At 72.7% G+C, this 19,033-nt stretch carries 19 protein-coding genes and 1 pseudogene; 10 read left to right on the top strand and 10 right to left on the bottom strand.

Features of this window, described 5'->3' with window-relative positions:
• Positions 1-25: 25 nt before the first annotated feature.
• From VE614_RS12735 to VE614_RS12725, 3 genes are read left to right on the top strand one after another with little or no spacing between them, the layout of a single operon-like run.
• On the top strand, positions 26-1,408 hold the full coding sequence (locus VE614_RS12735) for a ferredoxin reductase family protein (RefSeq protein ID WP_324935881.1): 1,383 nt from the start codon (positions 26-28) through the stop codon (positions 1,406-1,408).
• 30 nt (positions 1,409-1,438) lie between these two features.
• Positions 1,439-2,254 carry an FMN-binding protein gene (locus tag VE614_RS12730; RefSeq protein ID WP_324935879.1) on the top strand — a complete coding sequence of 272 codons (816 nt, stop codon included), beginning with the start codon at positions 1,439-1,441 and terminating at the stop codon, positions 2,252-2,254.
• Positions 2,255-2,297: 43 nt separating this feature from the next.
• Positions 2,298-3,035, top strand: coding sequence for an FAD:protein FMN transferase (locus tag VE614_RS12725; RefSeq protein ID WP_324936035.1), 738 nt, complete (start codon positions 2,298-2,300; stop codon positions 3,033-3,035).
• Between the two features lie 85 nt (positions 3,036-3,120).
• Here VE614_RS12725 and VE614_RS12720 read toward each other — a convergent pair whose 3' ends face one another.
• The 5 genes from VE614_RS12720 to argC are packed head-to-tail and all read right to left on the bottom strand — an operon-like array spanning position 3,121 to position 7,954.
• Positions 3,121-3,660, bottom strand: a complete 540-nt coding sequence (locus VE614_RS12720; protein WP_324935877.1) for an arginine repressor — start codon at positions 3,658-3,660, stop codon at positions 3,121-3,123.
• Between the two features lie 7 nt (positions 3,661-3,667).
• On the bottom strand, positions 3,668-4,864 hold the full coding sequence (locus VE614_RS12715; protein ID WP_324935875.1) for an acetylornithine transaminase: 1,197 nt from the start codon (positions 4,862-4,864) through the stop codon (positions 3,668-3,670).
• Complete coding sequence (argB, locus tag VE614_RS12710; RefSeq protein ID WP_324935873.1) at positions 4,861-5,781, bottom strand: acetylglutamate kinase; 921 nt, start codon at positions 5,779-5,781, stop codon at positions 4,861-4,863. The genes VE614_RS12715 and argB overlap by 4 nt, the downstream gene beginning before the upstream one ends.
• Positions 5,778-6,929 carry a bifunctional glutamate N-acetyltransferase/amino-acid acetyltransferase ArgJ gene (gene argJ, locus VE614_RS12705; protein ID WP_324935871.1) on the bottom strand — a complete coding sequence of 384 codons (1,152 nt, stop codon included), beginning with the start codon at positions 6,927-6,929 and terminating at the stop codon, positions 5,778-5,780. Before argJ ends, argB begins: the two co-directional genes overlap by 4 nt.
• Positions 6,926-7,954, bottom strand: coding sequence for an N-acetyl-gamma-glutamyl-phosphate reductase (gene argC, locus VE614_RS12700; protein ID WP_324935869.1), 1,029 nt, complete (start codon positions 7,952-7,954; stop codon positions 6,926-6,928). The genes argJ and argC overlap by 4 nt, the downstream gene beginning before the upstream one ends.
• Positions 7,955-8,156: 202 nt before the next feature.
• Here argC and VE614_RS33760 point away from each other — a divergent pair.
• Positions 8,157-8,348, top strand: a pseudogene (locus VE614_RS33760) (DUF6215 domain-containing protein); the annotation flags it as partial.
• 199 nt (positions 8,349-8,547) lie between these two features.
• The gene (locus tag VE614_RS12695) at positions 8,548-9,138 is read left to right on the top strand and encodes a hypothetical protein (protein WP_324935867.1); all 591 of its coding nucleotides are present in this window, start codon (positions 8,548-8,550) and stop codon (positions 9,136-9,138) included.
• A gap of 64 nt (positions 9,139-9,202) precedes the next feature.
• Here VE614_RS12695 and VE614_RS12690 read toward each other — a convergent pair whose 3' ends face one another.
• The gene (locus VE614_RS12690; protein WP_324935865.1) at positions 9,203-11,692 is read right to left on the bottom strand and encodes an alpha-L-arabinofuranosidase C-terminal domain-containing protein; all 2,490 of its coding nucleotides are present in this window, start codon (positions 11,690-11,692) and stop codon (positions 9,203-9,205) included.
• A 164-nt stretch (positions 11,693-11,856) separates the two neighbouring features.
• Between VE614_RS12690 and VE614_RS12685 the strand changes: the two genes are divergently transcribed.
• Positions 11,857-12,303 (top strand): DUF6314 family protein, encoded by a 447-nt coding sequence (locus tag VE614_RS12685; protein WP_324935864.1) that lies wholly within the window; start codon positions 11,857-11,859, stop codon positions 12,301-12,303.
• Here VE614_RS12685 and VE614_RS12680 read toward each other — a convergent pair.
• Both VE614_RS12680 and VE614_RS12675 read right to left on the bottom strand, forming a co-directional pair.
• On the bottom strand, positions 12,285-12,932 hold the full coding sequence (locus VE614_RS12680) for a histidine phosphatase family protein (protein ID WP_324935862.1): 648 nt from the start codon (positions 12,930-12,932) through the stop codon (positions 12,285-12,287). The genes VE614_RS12685 and VE614_RS12680 overlap by 19 nt on opposite strands.
• A 51-nt stretch (positions 12,933-12,983) precedes the next feature.
• Positions 12,984-13,466 carry a GNAT family N-acetyltransferase gene (locus tag VE614_RS12675; RefSeq protein ID WP_324935859.1) on the bottom strand — a complete coding sequence of 161 codons (483 nt, stop codon included), beginning with the start codon at positions 13,464-13,466 and terminating at the stop codon, positions 12,984-12,986.
• A gap of 49 nt (positions 13,467-13,515) precedes the next feature.
• Here VE614_RS12675 and VE614_RS12670 point away from each other — a divergent pair, with 49 nt between their 5' ends.
• Positions 13,516-13,842 carry a DUF6461 domain-containing protein gene (locus VE614_RS12670; protein WP_324935858.1) on the top strand — a complete coding sequence of 109 codons (327 nt, stop codon included), beginning with the start codon at positions 13,516-13,518 and terminating at the stop codon, positions 13,840-13,842.
• Here the strand turns inward: VE614_RS12670 and VE614_RS12665 are convergent.
• Complete coding sequence (locus VE614_RS12665; RefSeq protein WP_324935854.1) at positions 13,839-15,281, bottom strand: PLP-dependent aminotransferase family protein; 1,443 nt, start codon at positions 15,279-15,281, stop codon at positions 13,839-13,841. The genes VE614_RS12670 and VE614_RS12665 overlap by 4 nt on opposite strands.
• On the opposite strand from VE614_RS12665, the gene VE614_RS12660 reads away from it, so the two are divergent.
• Positions 15,280-16,215: a DMT family transporter gene (locus VE614_RS12660; RefSeq protein WP_324935852.1), complete on the top strand. Its 936-nt coding sequence runs from the start codon at positions 15,280-15,282 to the stop codon at positions 16,213-16,215. The two genes, VE614_RS12665 and VE614_RS12660, sit on opposite strands and share 2 nt — an antisense overlap.
• Before the next feature lie 90 nt (positions 16,216-16,305).
• Positions 16,306-16,545: a DUF1918 domain-containing protein gene (locus VE614_RS12655; RefSeq protein WP_324935841.1), complete on the top strand. Its 240-nt coding sequence runs from the start codon at positions 16,306-16,308 to the stop codon at positions 16,543-16,545.
• A 1-nt stretch (position 16,546) separates the two neighbouring features.
• On the opposite strand, the gene VE614_RS12650 is transcribed toward VE614_RS12655, so the two are convergent.
• Positions 16,547-17,878, bottom strand: coding sequence for a glycoside hydrolase family 10 protein (locus tag VE614_RS12650; protein WP_324935839.1), 1,332 nt, complete (start codon positions 17,876-17,878; stop codon positions 16,547-16,549).
• Positions 17,879-18,061: 183 nt separating this feature from the next.
• On the opposite strand from VE614_RS12650, the gene VE614_RS12645 reads away from it, so the two are divergent.
• Positions 18,062-18,937, top strand: coding sequence for a 3-hydroxybutyryl-CoA dehydrogenase (locus VE614_RS12645; RefSeq protein ID WP_324935837.1), 876 nt, complete (start codon positions 18,062-18,064; stop codon positions 18,935-18,937).
• The last annotated feature ends 96 nt before the right edge of the window (positions 18,938-19,033 follow it).

Here is a 19,033-nt window from a genome sequence, read left to right as displayed (position 1 = left end):
CGTTGCCCCCGTCCCCGGAGGAACCGTGACCACCACGCTCGCAGGCGGCCGTGCCGCCCGGCGCCAGACGATGCGCCGCATCCGTCCGCGCCGCTCCCCCGCCGTGCCGCTGCTGCTGGCCCTGTGGGCGGGGGCGGGCGCGGTGCTGTGGCTGTGGTGGCGCACCACCCCCTCCATCGCGGACGACACCGGGCGGATCCTGGGCGCGGGCCGGATCACCGGGCTCCTCGCGGGCTATCTGATGGCGCTGGTGGTGCTCCAGATGGCGCGGGTGCCCGCGCTGGAGCGGCGGGTGGGCTCCGACCGGGTCGCCCGCTGGCACGCGATGACCGGCCGCTACACGCTCTGCCTGGTCCTCGCGCATGTCTTCCTCATCATGTGGGGGTACGCGCTCCAGGCCGGGCGGAGCCTCGGCGACATCGTCACGCAGACCGTCGACTCGGTGAACCAGCTGCCCGACATGGGCAAGGCCGCGATCGGCACCGGGCTGCTGCTGCTCATCGGGCTGCTCTCGGTCGGCGGGGTCCGCCGCAGGCTGCCGTACGACGCCTGGTACCACGTGCACCTGCTGACGTACGCGGCGGTCTATCTGACGTTCTGGCACCAGATCAGCAGCGGCAACGACTTCGCCGTGGAGCCCGTCGCGAAGACCTTCTGGTACGGGCTGTACGGCACGGTCACCGCGCTCGTCGTCTGGTACCGGATCCTCACCCCGGTCCGCCTCAACCTGCAGCACCGGATGCGCGTCGAGGCGGTGATCGAGGAGACGCCCGGCATCGTGTCGGTGCTGATCGGCGGGCGGAGGCTGCACCGGATGGGCGCGGAGGCCGGGCAGTTCTTCCGCTGGCGGTTCCTCGCGCCGGGCATGCGGTTCAGCTCCCACCCGTACTCGCTGTCGGCGGCGCCCCGCCCGGGCCTGCTGCGCATCACCGTGAAGGCGATCGGCGACCACAGCGCGCGGCTGCGCGAGCTGACGCCCGGCACCCGGGTGTGGGCCGAGGGCCCGTACGGGGCGCTGACCGCGCAGCGGCGCAGCCGCGGCAAGGTGCTGCTGGTGGCGGGCGGGGTCGGCATCACCCCCATGCGGGCCCTGTTCGAGACGCTGCCGGGCGCGGCCGGTGACATCACCCTCCTCTACCGGGCCAACAGCACCCAGGACCTGGCTCTCTGGGGCGAGCTGGCCGCCATCGCCGACGAACGGGGCGCGCGGCTGATGTACGCGGTGAACAGCCCGGACGGGGCACGCCCGGACATCACGGCGGAGCGGCTGCGGGAGAAGGTGCCCGACATCGACAAGCACGACGTGTTCCTGTGCGGACCGCCCGGCTTCGCGCAGTCCGTGTACGAGGCGCTGCGCGGCGCGGGAGTGCCCGCCCGCCGTATCCACCACGAGTCGTTCGAGATGTGAGCGACGGCCACTTCAGGAGCTTGCTCAGCCATGAGGAAGAGTCACCCGATCCGGCGTGCCCTGCTCGCCACCGCCGCCACGGTGTCCGGCATCGTGCTGCTGCTGTCGCTGAAGCCGGCGTCCGACCCGGCCTCCGCCTCGGCGGCGGGCGGTGCCGCGCCGCAGCAGACGGCGGCGGGCCGGTCGCCCCAGGGCGGCGCCGAGGCCGCGGGCGCCACCACGGTCACCGGCGACGCCGTCCGCACCCAGTACGGCCCCGTCCAGGTCCGCCTGACCGTCAGCGAAGGCCGCGTCACCGCGGCCGCGGCGGTCCAGGCGCCCGGCGGAGGCCGCAGCGGCCAGATCACCGCCGACGCCGTACCCCGCCTCAACCAGTCCGCCGTCACCGCGCAGAGCGCGGACATCGACGCCGTCTCCGGAGCGACGTACACGAGCGCCGGCTACCGGCAGTCCCTCCAGTCCGCCCTGGACCGGATGGGCGCCGCGAACGCCGGGGCCGGGGCCGGAACCGGGGCCGGGGCCGGGACCGAGGCCGGGACCGGGACCGAGGCCGGGACCGAGGCCGGGACCGAGGCGCGCACCGTGACCGGCGCCGTCGTCCAGACCCAGTACGGTCCGGTCCAGGTCCGGATCACCGTGAGCGGCGGGCGGATCATCCAGGCCACCGCGGTCCGGGCTCCCGAGGGAGGCCGCAGCGGCCAGATCACCGCCGACGCCGTACCCCGCCTCGGCCAGGCCGCCGTCGCCGCGGGCAGCGCGGACATCGACGCGGTGTCCGGAGCCACCTACACCAGCACCGGCTACCGGCAGTCCCTCCAGTCCGCCCTGGACCGGATCGGTGGGTGACGTGACAGAAGCTCCCGTCGCGGTGCGCCGGACGGAGGAGGCGATGGGGACCGTCTTCTCCTTCGACGTCCGCGGCGGGGATCCCCGTACCGTCCGCGCGGCCCTGGACGAGGCGGTCGCCGGGCTGCACCGGGCAGACGCGGTGTTCAGCACCTACCGCGAGGACAGCCAGCTCTCCCGGCTGGCCCGCGGTGAGCTGACCGTCGCGCAGTGCGACCCGGAGGTCGCCGAGGTGCTGGAGCTGGGCGCCGAGGCGGAGCGGGTCACCGACGGCTGGTTCAGCACCGCCTACGAGGGCCGGCTGGACCCGACCGGCATCGTCAAGGGCTGGGCGGTCGAGCGAGCGGCGCGGACGCTGGCGGCGGCCGGGGCGAGCGGGGTCAGCGTCAACGGCGGCGGCGACGTCCAGCTGCTGGGCGCGCCGGGGACACGGCGGCCGTGGCGGGTCGGCATCGCGGATCCGCTCCGGCCCGGCGGCCTGGCCGCGGTGATCACCGCGGCCGGTACGGCCGAACTGGCCGTCGCCACCTCCGGGACCGCCGAACGCGGCGCCCACATCGTCGACCCCCGCACGGGCAGGCCGGCCATGACCGACCTGCTCGCGGTCACCGTCGTGGCTCCCCGGCTCACCTGGGCCGACTGCTGGGCGACGGCGGCCTTCGCGATGGGCGCGAGAGAGGGCCTGGCCTGGCTGGAGTCCCTGCCGGAGGCGGAGGCCCTGCTGATCACGGCGGGCGACGAGGTGCGATGCACAAGGGGCCTGGCATCCCGACTCGGGTGAGTGAACTCACCCAGGGGCGCGGGGAACTGCGCGACCGGCCGCAGCACACCCGCACCCGGACCGGGACCGCGCCCCCCGGAGAGCCTCAGCTCCCGTTCTGCGCCAGCCGCAGCAGATGATCGGCGAGCGCCTGCCCCCCGTCCGGCCGCCGGGAGATCAGCAGCAGCGTGTCGTCACCCGCGATCGTCCCCAGAATGTCGTGCAGCTCCGCCTGGTCGATCGCCGAGGCGAGGAACTGCGCCGCCCCCGGAGGCGTCCGCAGGACCACGAGATTCGCGGAGGCCTCCGCGGAGATCAGCAGCTCCTGCGAGAGCCGCCGCATCCGCTCCTCCTTCGCCGACTCCCCCAGCGGTGCCCGGGGAGTCCGGAAGCCCCCCTCGCTCGGCACCGCGTAGATCAGGTCGCCGTCCGTGTTGCGGATCTTCACCGCGTTCAGCTCGTCCAGGTCCCGGGAGAGCGTCGCCTGGGTGACGGTCAGCCCGTCGTCGGCGAGCAGCTTCGCCAACTGGCTCTGGGAGCGCACCGGCTGCCGGTTGAGGATGTCCACGATCCGGCGGTGCCGTGCGGTGCGGGTCTGCGGCACGGCAGGCCCTGCGGTCTGCTCGTGATCCTGCGCCTGGCTCATCGTCGTCTCATTCTCCGGATCGTCCGTCCCCGTGCACTGCGTCGAGGATGCCGGGCAGCGCCTGGAGCAGCGCCGCCACATCGTCGTCACCGAGGTTCAGCGGCGGCATCAGCCGTACGACATCGGGGGCGGGCGCGTTCACCAGGAAACCGGCGTCCTGAGCCGCCTGCTGCGCCTGTGCCGCAAGCGGTTCGGTGAGCACGATACCCAGCAGCAGGCCCGCGCCCCTGACATGGGCGACGAGCGGGTGGCCGAGGCCCTCGATTCCACCGCGCAGCCGCTCGCTCTGGCGCTTGACGTTGTCCAGCAGTCCATCGGCCGCGATGGTGTCGAGGACGGCGAGTCCGGCGGCACAGGCGACGGGGTTGCCGCCGAAGGTGGTGCCGTGCTGGCCGGGCTGGAGCAGGTCGGCGGCGCGGCCGAAGGCGACGGTGGCGCCCAGCGGGAGGCCGCCGCCGAGGCCCTTGGCGAGGGTGACGACATCGGGCAGGACGCCCTCGTGCGCCTGGTACTCGAACCACTGCCCGGTACGGCCGATGCCGGTCTGCACCTCGTCGAGGACGAGCAGCGACCCGGTGGCGGCGGTGATGGCGCGGGCGGCCTTCAGGTAGCCGGGCGGCGGGACGACGACGCCGTTCTCGCCCTGGATCGGCTCGATGATCACGAGCGCCGTGTTCTCGGTGACGGCGGCGGCCAGCGCCTGCGCGTCGCCGTAGGGGACGTGGGTGACGTCGCCGGGCAGCGGCAGGAAGGGGTCCTGCTTGGCGGGCTGGCCGGTGAGGGCGAGGGCGCCCATGGTGCGGCCGTGGAAGCCGCCGTCGGTGGCGACCATGTGGCTGCGCCCGGTGAGTCGGCCGATCTTGAAGGCGGCCTCGTTGGCCTCGGCGCCGGAGTTGCAGAAGTAGACCTTGCCGTCGCGGCCGAAGCGCGTCAGGAGCCGTTCGGCGAGGGCGACGGGGGGTTCGGCGACGAACAGGTTGGAGACGTGGCCGAGGGCGGCGATCTGCGTGCTGACGGCCTCGACGACGGCCGGGTGGGCGTGGCCGAGTGCGTTGACCGCGATCCCGCCGACGAAGTCCAGGTACTCCTTGCCGTCGGCGTCCCACAGCCGGGTGCCCTCGCCGCGGACGAGGGGCAGCCGCGGGGTGCCGTAGTTGTTCATGAGCGCGCCCTGCCACCGCGCGGTCAGTTCCTGGTTGCTCACGACTCCCCCTGTGCGCGCGGTCCCTCGGGCTTCTCGTCGGGCACGACCATCGTGCCGATGCCCTCGTCGGTGAAGATCTCCAGCAGGATCGAGTGCTGGACCCGGCCGTCGATGACGCGGGCGGTGGTGACGCCGTTGCGTACGGCGTGCAGGCAGCCCTCCATCTTCGGCACCATGCCGGAGGACAGCTCGGGAAGCAGTTTCTCCAGCTGGGAGGCGGTGAGGCGGCTGATCACCTCATCGCTGTTCGGCCAGTCCTCGTACAGTCCCTCGACGTCCGTGAGGACCATCAGGGTCTCGGCGCCCAACGCCGCGGCGAGGGCCGCGGCCGCCGTGTCGGCGTTGACGTTGTAGACATGCCCGTCGTCCCGGGAGCGGGCGATCGACGAGACGACCGGGATCCTGCCGTCGGCGAGCAGCGCCTCGATGGCACCCGTGTCGATGTCGGTGATCTCGCCGACCCGGCCGATGTCGACGCGTTCGCCGTCGATCTCCGGCTGGTGCTTGGTGGCGGTGATGGTGTGCGCGTCCTCGCCGGTGAGGCCGACGGCGAGCGGGCCGTGCTGGTTGAGCAGCCCGACCAGCTCACGCTGCACCTGCCCGGCGAGCACCATGCGGACGACGTCCATGGCGTCCTCGGTGGTGACCCGGAGCCCGGCCTTGAACTCGCTGACGATGCCGTGCCGGTCGAGGGCGGCGCTGATCTGCGGGCCGCCGCCGTGCACGACGACGGGCTTGAGGCCGGCGTGGTGCAGGAAGACCACGTCCTGGGCGAAGGCGGCCTTCAGCTCCTCGTCGATCATGGCGTTGCCGCCGAACTTGATGACGACGGTCTTGCCGTTGTGCCGGACCAGCCAGGGCAGCGCCTCGATGAGGATCTGGGCCTTGGGCAGCGCGGTGTGCTTACGGGTGCTCATGAGGAGTAGGCGCTGTTCTCGTGGACGTAGTCGGCGGTGAGGTCGTTGGTCCAGATCGTGGCGGTCTCGTCGCCCGCGGCGAGGTCGGCGACGATGTGCACCTCGCGGTAGCGCATGTCGACCTTGTCGCGGTCCTCGCCGACGGAGCCGTTCTTGCACACCCAGACGCCGTTGATGGCGACGTTCAGCCGGTCCGGCTCGAAGGCGGCCTTCGTGGTGCCGATGGCGGAGAGCACGCGGCCCCAGTTGGGGTCCTCGCCATGGATGGCGCACTTGAGGAGGTTGTTGCGGGCGATGGAGCGGCCCACCTCGACGGCGTCCTCCTCGGTCGCGGCGTTGATCACCTCGACCTTGATGTCCTTGCTGGCGCCCTCGGCGTCCCGGATCAGCTGCTGACCCAGGTCGTCGCAGACGGTCCGTACGGCGTCGGCGAACGCGTCGTACTCGGGCGTGATCCCGGAGGCGCCGGAGGCCAGCAGCAGCACGGTGTCGTTGGTGGACATGCAGCCGTCGGAGTCGACGCGGTCGAATGTCGTGCGCGTCGCCGCCCGCAGGGCCCGGTCCAGGGCCGCGCTGTCCAGGTCGGCGTCGGTGGTGAGCACGACCAGCATGGTGGCCAGCCCCGGGGCGAGCATGCCGGCGCCCTTGGCCATGCCGCCGACGGTCCAGCCGTCCTTGGTCACGACGGATGTCTTGTGGACGGTGTCGGTGGTCTTGATGGCGATGGCGGCCTTCTCGCCGCCGTGCTCGGACAGTTCCTTCGCCGCCTTCTCGACGCCCGGCAGGAGCTTGTCCATGGGCAGGAGGACGCCGATGAGCCCGGTGGACGCGACGGCGACCTCACCGGCGCCGATGTCCAGCACCTCGGCGGCCTTCTCGGCCGTGGCGTGGGTGTCCTGGAAGCCCTGGGGGCCGGTGCAGGCGTTGGCGCCGCCGGAGTTGAGCACGACGGCGGTCAGCGCGCCCGCCCTGAGGACCTGCTCGGACCACAGCACGGGGGCGGCCTTGACGCGGTTGGAGGTGAAGACGCCCGCGGCGGCGCGGCGCGGCCCGGTGTTGACCACGAGGGCCAGGTCCGGGTTGCCGTTCTCCTTGATCCCGGCGGCGATGCCCGCCGCCTGGAATCCCTTGGCTGCCGTGACGCTCACGGTGCGACTCCGATCGTCGAAAGTCCCAGCTCCTCGGGGAGTCCGAGGGCGATGTTCATGCTCTGGACGGCACCGCCTGCGGTGCCCTTGGTCAGGTTGTCGATGGCGCTGATGGCGATGATCCGGTCCGCGGCCTCGTCGTACGCGACCTGCACCTGAACGGCGTTGGAAGCCTGGACGGACGCCGTGGCCGGCCACCGCCCCTCGGGGAGCAGGCGGACGAACGGCTCGTCGGCGAAGGCCTTCTCGTAGGCGGCACGGACGGACTCGGCGGTGACGCCCGGCCCGGCCTTCGCGCTGCACGTGGCGAGGATGCCGCGCGGCATCGGGGCGAGGGTGGGGGTGAAGGAGACGCTCACGGGTCGCCCGGCCGCCGCGCTCAGGTTCTGGATCATCTCGGGCGTGTGCCGGTGGCCGCCGCCGACGCCGTACGGCGACATGGAGCCCATGACCTCGCTGCCCAGCAGATGCGGCTTGGGCGCCTTGCCCGCGCCGGAGGTGCCGGACGCGGCGACGATCACGGCCTCGGCCTCGGCCAGCCCGGCCGCGTAGGCCGGGAAGAGGGCGAGGGAGACGGCCGTGGGGTAGCAACCGGGTACCGCGACGCGCTTGGTCCCCTCCAGCGCGGCGCGTGCGCCGGGAAGTTCGGGAAGGCCGTAGGGCCACGTGCCGGCGTGCGGCGAGCCGTAGAACTTCTCCCAGTCGGCGGCGTCCTTCAGCCGGAAGTCGGCCCCCATGTCGACGACGAGGACGTCCGGGCCGAGCTGTTCGGCGACGGCGGCGGACTGCCCGTGGGGCAGCGCCAGGAAGACGACGTCGTGCCCGGCGAGCACGTCCGCGGTGGTCTCCTGGAGCACCCGGTCGGCCAGCGGCAGCAGATGCGGTTGCAGCGCGCCGAGCCGCTGTCCGGCGTTGGAATTGCCCGTCAGGGCGCCGATCTCGGCCTCGGGGTGCGCGAGGAGCAGCCGCAGCAGCTCTCCGCCCGCGTATCCGCTCGCTCCGGCCACCGCCGCACGTACCGTCATGGGACCTCCTCCTGGATGGCATGACTATACGTATCGCTGCACGTTTATGCAATCAGGGCCACCGGCTGCCCGCGGCCCCGAATTCCCTTGCCGCCCGACGATCACGGGTTTAGGGCCCCCGGGCACGCGTCGAGGGGATCACGCAGGCGGGGGGACATGACGGAGCGGGCGGGAAACACGGACGGGCCCACACGGGGACCGAGTGCCTGGGGGCAGGCCGCCACGGCGGTGGCCCTGGTGGGGGGCGCTCGGCATCGGGCTGTGGACCGTGCAGCAGACATCGTCGTCCCCGGCCCCGGACGGCGCCCCGCCGCCTGCCACGTGCTCGGACGGGGAGACCGGGCAGGAGTCGTCCCGGCGCGTCACCGGAGCGCAGCTGTGCCAGGCCCTGAACCGCTCCGACCTCGCCGGACTGCTCGGCACGCCCGGACAGACCGCGAAGACCGCGAACGGACCCCCGGCCCGCGGGCGGTCCCGCCTCCCGGTGACCCCACCTGCCGGTGCGCCGCCTTCCGGTGATCCCGCCTCCCGCCACCCCCGCTGCCCGGCCCCTCGAAGCCGGGGCGGGCCCCGGGCCCGGCATGATGATCACCATGACTCCCATCACCGGTCTGGACCTGACCGGCTTCACCGCACGCGAGCCCGGCGTGTGGACCGACCCGCGGGGGCTCGTACTCTCCGTGCACTTCTTTCCCCTGGTGCCGGACCTGCCCGCCCGGCTCGACGAGCCCGAGCGGCTGCGGGCCGGTCTCGCGCAGGGCGTGGCGCGGGCGGGGGGAGGTCTGATCGAGGCGGAGTGCGGCGTCGTCGACGGCGTCCCGGCGGTGCGCCAGCTCATCAAGGTGCCCCGGCCGCAGGGCCGCGGCCAGGTGTTCCTCGGATCCTGGACGGTTCCCAGGGCCGGCTGCAGCACCGTGCTCAAGGTGCAGGCGGCGGAGGGCGCGACCACCGGGATGCGCGAGGCGATGGTGATGGCGCAGGTGGGTCCCGCCGACTACTTCCGGCCGCACCCGTACGCACCGGGCATCGGCGGCGGCCTGCCCTACCACGTGGGCGACCACGAGCAGTGGGACGCCGGTTTCCCGGACCATCCGCTCACCCTCGTCCGGGCCGCCCTGCGCCGGATCACGCCCACGGTCACGCTCGACGAGCGGTTCAGGATCCTGCCGCCGTTCGCGGGCTGAGGCGCCCGCGCGGGCGGGTGCGGGCCGCCGCCCCTCGGACGGCGGCCCGCACCCTGGCCCGGTGCTACCGCTGCCCGATCCGCAGGAAGGTGACCGAGTTCGCCGGGAAGGTGTAGGTGAACTTCGCGGCGACGCCCGAGAGCGTGGACCTCACCGGGGAGACCGGGGTGTCCGTCTCGGTGTTCACGTCCTCCGGGTCCGCGGCCAGGGTGGTCACCCGGGCCCGGGAGGAGACCTTGACGCCACCCAGGTCGATCGCCGTACGGGCGGCCGTGGACTGGGCGTTGACGACCTTGACGATCAGGTCACCGGTGCGCCGGTCCTCGGTGACGACCTGGCGGAACGGCTCGGCCGGTTTGTCGTCGGTGAAGCTGTCCCACAGCTGCCCGTCCAGGTAGAGGCTGACCTGGCGGCCCCGCACCTTGATGTCGATGTCGTAGGCGCGGCCCGTCTCGATCGAGTGCGGCTTGGAGATCAGCGTCGACTTGCCGCCGTCCGAGGCCTGCTCGACGGCCGAGCTGGTGTTGTTCCAGCCGCCGAGGTTCCACCAGTAGTAGGTGCCGGTGTCCTTGACCCCGAAGGCGACGAGGAAGCCCTCCTTGCCCGACTTCTTGGTGGCCCTCACGTGCAGGTCGTAGTCCTTCCAGGCCGGGTCGCCCGCCGTGACCAGGGTGTTCTCGGCGGCGGCGTCGGTCTGGACGTAGGCGCCGTCCTGGACGGTCCAGCTGCCGCTGCCTGAGTGGGTCCACTTCGCGGCGTCACCGGAGAAGTCGTCGTCGAGCAGGGTGGTGCCGTCGGCGGCGGTGACCTTCACGTCGTCGTACGCGGCACTGGTCGCCCAGGTGGAGAGGCCGATCGCGCCGGTGATCGGACCGCTCACGTTCGGGGTGCCGGTCGCGGCGGAGGGGATCACCCGGTCGCCGACGTTGTTCATGAACAGCTTCTGGACCTCGTAGCTGGCCGAGTTCCAGGAGGCCCGGTTGTTGAACCAGATCATGTCGGGCCGCCACTGGACGTAGTCCTCGTTGGCGAGCAGCGGGGCGTAGGAGGCGAGCTTGACCACGTCGGCGTTGCGCTCCAGGCCGGTCATGAACGCGGCCTCGGCGAGGGCGTTCTTGAAGGCGTTGCCCTGGGAGGCGTACTCGCCGAGGAAGACCTTCGGGCCCTTCCTGTCATACCTGTCGTAGCGGTCGTTGTTCTGCAGGAACCACTGCGGGCTGTTGTAGTAGTGCTCGTCGACCATGTCGACGCCCGTTTCCCGGTTGAGCTGCCACAGGCGATCGAAGGTGGTGCCGGTGTCGTCGGGGCCGGAGTTGGAGACGAGGGTGATGTCCGGGTACTTCGCCTCGATCGCGGCGCGGAACTTCTGGAAGCGGGCGAAGAACTCGTTCGGCAGGTTCTCCTCGTTGCCGACGCCGAGGTGGGTGAGGCCGAAGGGCGCGGGGTGGCCCATCCGCGCCCGCACCTTGCCCCACGTGGAGGTGGCCGGGCCGTTGGCGAACTCGATCAGGTCGAGGGTGTCCTGGATGTGCCGCTGGAGCAGGGCCTCGTCGTCGGTGGCCCGGTTCTGGCCGCAGCCGGTCACCAGGGCGGGCACGACGGGCAGCGGCATGGCGCCGATGTCCTCGGCGAAGCGGAAGTACTCGTAGTACCCCAGGCCGTACGACTGGTTGTAGCCCCAGAAGTTGGCGTTCGTGGCGCGCTGCTCCACGGGGCCGATGGTGTCCTTCCACTGGTAGGCGCGCTTGCGCTGCCAGCCGCTGGCCTCGCTGTAGTCCTGCATGGAACCGGTGTTGACCAGGCAGCCGCCGGGGAAGCGGAGGAATCCCGGCTTCAGGGCTTCGATCTTCTCGGCCAGATCCTTCCGCAGGCCGTTGGACTGGTTCTTGTAGGTGTCGCGCGGGAACAGCGAGACCATGTCCAGTGCGGCGGCGCCGGAGGAGGCGACCGCGAGGCGGCCGCGGTTGCTGGTGCGGGTCGCGGTGAAGGTGGCGGTGTACTTGGCCCAGCCGCCCTTGACGCTCACCTGGCGGGCGGTGGACAGCTCGCCGGCGGCGTCCTTGAGGGAGACCGTGAGGGTGGTCCCGGCGGCGGCTCGGGCCCAGACCGAGAAGTCGTACTTCTTGCCCTGCTCCAGCCGGATGCCGGTGTTGTAGCCGGCGTTGGCGACGGATGAACCGGCGCCGAGGGAGAGGTAGTTGCGGTTGCGCTCGTTGAGCCGGCCGTCGTCGTTCACGACCTGCGCGGTGCCGTCGACCGTCCAGGAGGTCAGCGGGGTGTACGAGGCGTTGTCGGCGGTGGAGTACTCGAAGGACCGGTTCTGCACCAGCTCGGCGTACAGACCGCCGTCGGCCGCGCGGTTGATGTCCTCGAAGAAGACGCCGTACATGGTGTCGTCGATCGTCGCGCCGGTCGCGGACGGGTCGACGGTGATCGCGTAGTCGGTGACGGCCTCGGCGTGCGCGGGCGCGGGCACGAGCACGGTGGAGACGGCCAGCGCGGCGGTGGCGGCCAGGCCCAGTCTCCAACGGGTGGTGCGGGTGGTGCGTGACATGGATACTCCGCGGCTCTCTGCTCCGGAAAGGAGTGGTTCGAAATATCGGACGTTGGTCAGCACTTCGAACGGCAAGATAGGGAGGGGGCGGGTACGCGTCAATGGGTCGCGCGGTAGTCGGACGTCCGTCGCGCGGCGGAGGGCAGAACGGAGAGCGGTACACGATGGGCGAGTTCTGGCCAGTTCCCGAGGTGCTGACGTTTCTGGCCGGGAGCTGGCGGGTCGAGCGGACCGTGCGGGATCAAGCGAGCGGGGACGAGGGCCGTTTCGACGGAACGACGGTTTTCGGCCCCTCGGGGGGCGGCGCTCTCCTGCACCACGAGTCGGGCACCTTCGTCTGGCGAGGTGTTGCCCGTCCCGCCGAGCGGTCGCTGCGGTTCCTGCCGGGGCCGGCCGGCACCGGGACGGCCGAGGTGCGGTTCGCGGACGGCCGGCCGTTCCACGACCTGGACCTGACGGCCGGGCACTGGGTCGCCGACCACCCCTGCGCCGCCGACCTCTACCGCGGCGAGTTCGGCGTCCGGGACCCGGACCACTGGCGGACGGTGTGGCGGGTCCGGGGCCCGGCGAAGGATCTGGTGCTGACGACGGACTACGCGCGCGTGGGCTGAGCCCAGGCGCCGAGCGGGGCGGGATGGCCGGGGGAGCCGAGAGAGCCGGAGGAGCCGAGGAAGCCGTCGAGGCGCAGGTTCCAGCGGCCCCGGTGCCCCGTCACGGTCGTCGTCGACAGCGGGCGGACGTCGATGTTCCAGTACGTCGACGGGGGCGCCTTCAGCGCGTACACCAGCGCCGCGCGGATGACGGACGGCTCGGCGACCGCGACGATCCGGCAGCCGTCCTCCACCGGCCGGGTGTCCAGCCAGCCGCCGACGCGGCCTATGAAGGCGAGCAGGGACTCACCGCCGTGCGGGGTGCCGCGCGGATCGGCGAGCCACGCGTCCACCGCCTCGGGTTCGCGGGCCATCGCCTCGCCGAGGGTCAGACCCCGCCAGCGGCCCATGTCGCAGTCCCGCAGGGCGAGCTGCACCAGCGGTGCGAAGCCGAGGGCGTCACCGGTGGCGCGGCTGCGCGGCGTGGGCGAGCAGTAGCGCAGCTCGGCCGCCGCCAGCGGCAGCAGCTGGCCGGCGACGCGCTGCACCTCGTCCCAGCCCGCCTGGTCCAGCGGCCGGTCGTCCTCGAAGCGCTCCGCCGACCGCGGGGAGCTGCGCGCGGCGGCGACGAACGTGACCCGAAGTGTCATGCGGGGATGGTGAGCCGCGCGCGTGCGCGGGTCAAGAGCCGGCACCAAGAGTTACCCAGGGTTCTGGGGTGTCACCGAGGGTGTGTCCGAGTCTCCCTGGTCGAAGTGCAGCGCCATCCACTGGTCCGGCCGCTCCAGCGGCGCGAACCCCAGCTTCTCGTAGACCCCGTGCGCGTCGTGCGTGGCCAGCAGCACGCGCCGCAGCCCGTACGGCCGCAGCTCCTCCCGTACGGCCGCCACCAGCGCCGTCCCGACGCCCTTGCCCCGTACCGACGGGTCCACGTACACATCGCACAGCCACGCGAAGGTCGCCCCGTCGGTGATGACGCGGGCGTAGGCCACCTGCTCCCCCGACGCGGTGTCGTACGCCCCGAAGTTGAGCGACCCGGCGATCGCCCGGTCCTGCTTCTCACGAGCCCGGCCGAGCGCCCAGTACGCGTCGGTGGACAGCCACCGGTGCACCCGCTCGGCGTCGACGCGGCCGGAGTCGGTGGAGATCTCGTAGCCCTCGGGGAGGCTGAAGGTATCGGTCATGCCGGGAGGCTGACAGGCCGAGCGCGCGGACGTCGAGCGGTTTTCGCAGGTGGCGGGGATTGTCAGTGGGGGGTGCGATGCTGCGGGGCATGACCGGGATGACGACCGCCGCGGACGGCGGGTGGCTGGAGGAGCGGTACGCCGACCTCATGGAGGCGTACTGCGCGACGCTGGTGCGCGGCCTCACGGCTGCCTGGGCCCGGTGGACGAGGCGACGTTGCCCCTGTCACGCGGACGCGCGGTGGTGTCCCACTTCCGCAACGTCAACGCTGTCGACCACTTCACCTGGTACGGGGACGGCACCCTGCGCCTGCACTTCGAGCCGCTCTTCGCCCACCGCCGCGACGGCAGCCACCTCGGATCACCCCGGCCCTAGAGCACCTCGTCGCAGGCCGACCGCAGCCGTCGCACGCCCTCCGCGATCTCCGTCGTGCCCGCGACCGCGGCGAAGCTCAGCCGCAGGTGCGCGGCGGGCGGCTCGGCGCTGAAGTAGGGGCGGCCCGGGGTGACGGCGACGCCCGCGCGCAGGGCCGCCGCCGTCAGGGCGGTCTCGTCGGTGCCCTCGGGCAGCCGCGGCCACAGGTGGTAGCCGCCGCCCGGGATGTGCGGCAGCGCCAGCTCGGGCAGGTGCAGGGCCAGCGCGGAGGTCATGGCGTCGCGCCGGGTCTTCAGTGCCGCGGAGACGGCCCGCAGGTGGCGCGGCCAGGCCGGTGAGCCGACCAGCTCCAGCGCCGCCTCCTGGAGCGGCCGGGGCACGAAGAAGGTGTCCACGACCTGGATGGCGCGCAGCCGTTCGAGGACCGGGCCGCGGGCGGCGAGCGCGCTCACCCGGAAGCTCGGCGAGGTGGCCTTGGTCAGCGAGCAGACGTGGACGACGACACCGTCCGGGTCATCGGCGGCCAGCGGGCGCGGCAGCGGCGGCGCGTCCTCGTGCACCAGGCGCCGCACGAAGTCGTCCTCGATGACGAAGGCCCCGGCCGCACGGGCGATCCGCAGCACCTCGCCCCGCCGCTCGGGGGCGAGGACGGCGCCGGTGGGGTTCTGGAACAGCGGCTGGCAGACGAAGACCCGGGCGCCGGTGGCCCGGAACGCGTCGGCGAGCAACGCCGGGCGGACCCCGTCGGCGTCCACCGGGACCGGCACCGGCCGCAGGCCCGCCGCCCGGGCGATCGCGAGCATGCCCGGGTAGGTCGGCGACTCCACCAGCACCGGGGCGCCGGGCGGGGCGAGCGCGCGCAGCGCGGTGGTCAGCGCGGACTGGCCGCCGGAGGTGATCAGCACCTCGGCGGCGGTGACGGCCCCGCCGGGACCGCCGATGCTGCGGGCGAACCACTCGCGCAGTTCGGGCAGGCCCTCCATGGGCGGCCGGCCCCAGGCGCCGGGGCGGCGCCCCGCGCGGGAGAGCGCCGCGGCCATCGCCCGCTCGGGTTGCAGGGAGGGGTGCAGATAGCCGCCGTTGAACTCGATGACTCCGGGCGCCGGCGCGGAGAGGGAGACCAGTACACCGGAGGCGTCCACCGAGCGCGGCACGGGCTCGGCGGCGGTGTCCGCGCTCAGGGCCAGCTGCTGCCAGGAGGTGTCCCCGTCGGCCACGGCCGCGGCGCGGGGCTCGGCGCGGAACGCCCCGGCTCCGGGCCGGGTCACCACCAGCCCTTCCGCGGCGAGCTGTGCCAGCGCCCGCGAGACGGTCACCGGGCTCACCCGGAACCGCTCCACCAGCGCACGACTCGACGGCAGCTTTCCACCCGGAGAGTAGCGGTCCAGCTCTCTCCGCAGCAGTTCCGCCAATTCACCCACACTGCTACGCTCTTGCATGAGAGCACAGAGTAGCGCTACCCAGCCGACCACGATAGCGGTCGACACCCTCGGCACTCCCGCCGCCACCAAGCCCGGGGTCCCCGCGGGCACCCTCCAGGCCGCGCTCGGCGTCGTCGCCTTCTCCCTCACCTTCCCCGCCACCGCCTGGGGCCTGGAGGGGTTCGGTCCCTGGTCGCTGGTGGCCGTGCGCAGTGTGCTGGCGGCGCTGATCGCGGGCGGCTGCCTGCTGGTGCTGCGCGTCCCGCTGCCGGAGCGCGGGCACCTGCCCGGACTGGCCGTGGTCGCCGCCGGAGTCGTCCTCGGCTTCCCGATGCTGACGACGCTCGCGCTCCAGACGTCGACCACCTCGCACGCCGCCGTGGTGGTCGGGCTGCTGCCGCTCACGACGGCCGCGCTGTCCGCCCTGCGGGTCGGCACCCGTCCGTCCCGCACCTTCTGGACGGCGGCTCTCGCCGGTGCGGCCGCGGTGGTGGCGTTCACCGTGCAGCAGAGCGGCGGCGCGCTGAGCACCGCCGACCTCTGTCTCTTCGGTGCCCTCCTGGTCTGCGCGGCCGGGTACACCGAGGGCGGGCGGCTCGCCCGGGTGATACCGGGCTGGCAGGTGATCGGCTGGGCGCTGGTGCTGTGTCTGCCGCTGAGCGTCCCGGCCGCCGCGATCGCGCTGGCGTACGAGCCGGTGACCCTCACCGCGCACGCCGTGGCGGGTCTGCTGTGGGTGGCGGCGGGCTCGCAGTTCCTGGGCCTGGTGGTCTGGTACCGGGGCATGGCGGCCATCGGCATCCCCAAGGCCAGCCAGTTGCAGTTGGCCCAGCCGCTGCTCACACTGGTGTGGTCGGTGCTGCTGCTGGGCGAGCACCTGACAGTGGCCGCCCCGCTGACGGCCGCGGCCGTGCTCGTCTGCATCGCCGTCACCCAACGGGCGCGAGGCTGACCGGCGTGCGCCGCCGGGTTCCGCCCGGCGCCGGCGCCGTGGGCTCACAGCCACGGACCGCTGTTCCCGCGATGGTGGAGGAGGCTCCAGATGCGCGCAAGCGTGGGCGACCAGCTTGTCCAGCACGGCAGGGTGGTCGGACAGCACGACAAGGTCGGCGAGATCGTGGAAGTGCTCGGCCAGGAGGGAAACCCCCCGTACCGCGTCCGGTTCCAGGACGGGCACGAGGGGCTGTGCTCCCCGGGCCCCGACACCGAGATCCGGCACCGGAGCACTCAGCCGGCGACGAGCACCCAGCCGCCGACGACGCCGCCGACGTTCGGGCTGTGATTCAGGACGCGGGATTCGCCGGCTGCCCGTAGTGGTCGGCGATCACCCGTGCCATCGCGCCAACCGGGTCCGTCGCCACCTCCTTGGCGGCGAAGAACACGTGTCCCTTCACCTGCGGATGGTCACGGGCCAGCGTCAGATGCCGGGACAGCTCGGCCGGATCCTGCCAGGGGGCGGGCTGGGACGGGCTGCCCGCCCGGTAGAGGGCCTCGCCGATGTACAGCCGGGTGCCGCTGCCCTGGGCGACCTGGGCCCACCACGGCACCAGCCTGGCGTAGTCGGCGGCGGCGAAGCCGATGTGCCAGTAGAGCTGCGGGCAGATGTAGTCCACCCACCGCTCCCGCACCCACTTGCGGGTGTCCGCGTAAAGATCGTCGTACGCCTGGAGGGCCCGGGTGTCCGAGCCGAGCGGGTCGGTGGACGCGTTGCGCCACACCCCGAAGGGGCTGATCCCGAACCGGGTGCCGGGGCGCGCCTTCTTGATCCCGGCTCCCATGTCTCGCACCAGCCGGTCGATGTTGTCGCGCCGCCAGTCGGCCCGGGTGGCGAAACCTCCGCCGTACCTCGCGTAGGCCGCGTCGTCGTCGAAGGTCTCGCCCGCGACCGGATACGGGTAGAAGTAGTCGTCGAAGTGGACGGCGTCCACCCGGTACTTGCGGACCGCGTCCAGCATCGCCGTCTGCACGAAACTGCGGACCTCGGGCAGCCCGGGGTTGTAGTACAGCTTCCCGGCGTAGCGCACCACCCACTCCGGATGCGTGCGCGCGGGGTGGCTCGCCACCAGCCGGGACAGGTCCCCGTGGGTCGCGACGCGCAGCGGGTTGAACCAGGCGTGCAGTTCCAGACCGCGCGCGTGGGCCTCGGCGACGGCCGTGCCGAGCGGGTCCCAGCCGGGATCCTTGCCCTGGGTGCCGGTGAGGTACTGCGACCACGGCTCGTACGGCGAGGGCCACAGCGCGTCCGCCGCGGGCCGCACCTGGAAGATCACCGTGTTGAGCCGGCTGCGCACCGCCTGGTCGAGGTGGGCGAGCAGTTCCGCGCGCTGCCGGTCCGCGCTCAGTCCGGCCCGGGAGGGCCAGTCCCGGTTGACGACCGTGGCCAGCCACATGCCGCGCATCTCCGCCGCCGCGGCGGCCTCGCCCGGCTTCCCGGCGGCCGTGGTCTGCGGGGTCTGCCCGCTCCCCTCGGCCTCCGGGATGTAGGGCGCCGGGTCCCGCGCGTCCTGCCCTCGCGGCCGCTGCCCGGCCCGGCCGGGAGCCGCCGCGGCCTCCCCGCTCATCGCCAGGGCCGACAGCGCAGCCGCGGCGAACGCCCGGCGTGTCACATGTCCCATCCAGAACACTCCCCTACTCCGCGTTCTCACGCGGTCACGGAACGTCTCCGTGGCCAAGGATGCCCCCGACCCCGGCGATCGATCATCGATACTTGGCGGTAACGTGCACGAACGGAGCAGGCACGAGCAGGCCCCGGGACCCGGCGGACTGCCGCGGCCGAACGGATCAGCGAAGGGGACGATGTGACAGGCATCCCATCGGGAGACATTGCGCGCGTCGGAGTGGTCGGCTGCGGCCAGATGGGCGCCGGCATCGCGGAGGTGTGCGCCCGCGCGGGACTGGACGTCAAGGTCGCCGAGACCACCGGCGAGGCCCTGGAGATCGGCCGCACCCGGCTGTTCAACTCCCTGGCCAAGGCCGCCGAGCGGGGCAAGATCAGCGAGGCGGAGCGGGATGCCACGCAGGCCCGGCTGAGCTTCACCACCGACCTCGGCGAGTTCGCCGACCGCGATCTGGTGATCGAGGCGGTCGTGGAGAACGAGCAGGTCAAGACCGAGATCTTCCAGGTGCTCGACCAGGTGGTGACCCGCCCGGACGCGATCCTGGCCTCCAACACCTCTTCGATCCCGCTGGTGAAGCTGGCCGTCGCCACCGCGCGCCCGGACCAGGTCATCGGCATCCACTTCTTCAACCCGGCTCCGGTGCAGCAGCTCGTCGAGCTGATCCCGGCGCTCACCACCTCCGAGGGCACCCTGAGCCGGGCGCAGCTGTTCACGGAGAAGGTGCTCGGCAAGCACGCCATCCGCGCCCAGGACCGCTCGGGCTTCGTCGTCAACGCGCTGCTGATCCCGTATCTGCTCTCCGCGATCCGGATGTTCGAATCGGGCATCGCCAGCCGCGAGGACATCGACAACGGCATGGAGATGGGCTGCGCCCACCCGATGGGCCCGCTGAAGCTCTCCGACCTCATCGGCCTGGACACGGTCGCCTCCGTGGCGTACTCGATGTACGAGGAGTACAAGGAGCCGCTGTACGCCGCTCCCCCGCTGCTCCAGCGCATGGTGGACGCGGGCCGGCTCGGCCGCAAGACCGGTTCCGGCTTCTACACCTACGGCTGATTACACAGCGCTAGCTGCGTGGGCCCGGCACCCAACGGGGGTGCCGGGCCCGTGTGATTCACACACCGTGTGCGCCGCGGGTACGCATATGCCGTG

It is taken from the genome of Streptomyces sp., assembly GCF_035645055.1.
Classification (GTDB): Bacteria; Actinomycetota; Actinomycetes; order Streptomycetales; family Streptomycetaceae; genus Streptomyces.
This window is presented reverse-complemented; position numbering and strand designations above follow the sequence as displayed.

What these genes read in the sequence shown, in the direction of transcription:
- VE614_RS12675 (WP_324935859.1), bottom strand. Translation starts at nt 13,466, where the DNA reads ATGACCGATACCTTCAGCCTCCCCGAGGGCTACGAGATCTCCACCGAC.
- VE614_RS12725 (WP_324936035.1), top strand. Translation starts at nt 2,298, where the DNA reads ATGGGGACCGTCTTCTCCTTCGACGTCCGCGGCGGGGATCCCCGTACC.
- VE614_RS12720 (WP_324935877.1), bottom strand. Translation starts at nt 3,660, where the DNA reads ATGAGCCAGGCGCAGGATCACGAGCAGACCGCAGGGCCTGCCGTGCCG.
- VE614_RS12660 (WP_324935852.1), top strand. Translation starts at nt 15,280, where the DNA reads ATGAGAGCACAGAGTAGCGCTACCCAGCCGACCACGATAGCGGTCGAC.
- VE614_RS12690 (WP_324935865.1), bottom strand. Translation starts at nt 11,692, where the DNA reads ATGTCACGCACCACCCGCACCACCCGTTGGAGACTGGGCCTGGCCGCC.
- VE614_RS12655 (WP_324935841.1), top strand. Translation starts at nt 16,306, where the DNA reads ATGCGCGCAAGCGTGGGCGACCAGCTTGTCCAGCACGGCAGGGTGGTC.
- argB (WP_324935873.1), bottom strand. Translation starts at nt 5,781, where the DNA reads ATGAGCACCCGTAAGCACACCGCGCTGCCCAAGGCCCAGATCCTCATC.
- argC (WP_324935869.1), bottom strand. Translation starts at nt 7,954, where the DNA reads ATGACGGTACGTGCGGCGGTGGCCGGAGCGAGCGGATACGCGGGCGGA.
- VE614_RS12665 (WP_324935854.1), bottom strand. Translation starts at nt 15,281, where the DNA reads ATGCAAGAGCGTAGCAGTGTGGGTGAATTGGCGGAACTGCTGCGGAGA.
- VE614_RS12680 (WP_324935862.1), bottom strand. Translation starts at nt 12,932, where the DNA reads ATGACACTTCGGGTCACGTTCGTCGCCGCCGCGCGCAGCTCCCCGCGG.
- VE614_RS12685 (WP_324935864.1), top strand. Translation starts at nt 11,857, where the DNA reads ATGGGCGAGTTCTGGCCAGTTCCCGAGGTGCTGACGTTTCTGGCCGGG.
- VE614_RS12730 (WP_324935879.1), top strand. Translation starts at nt 1,439, where the DNA reads ATGAGGAAGAGTCACCCGATCCGGCGTGCCCTGCTCGCCACCGCCGCC.
- VE614_RS12695 (WP_324935867.1), top strand. Translation starts at nt 8,548, where the DNA reads ATGACTCCCATCACCGGTCTGGACCTGACCGGCTTCACCGCACGCGAG.
- VE614_RS12650 (WP_324935839.1), bottom strand. Translation starts at nt 17,878, where the DNA reads ATGGGACATGTGACACGCCGGGCGTTCGCCGCGGCTGCGCTGTCGGCC.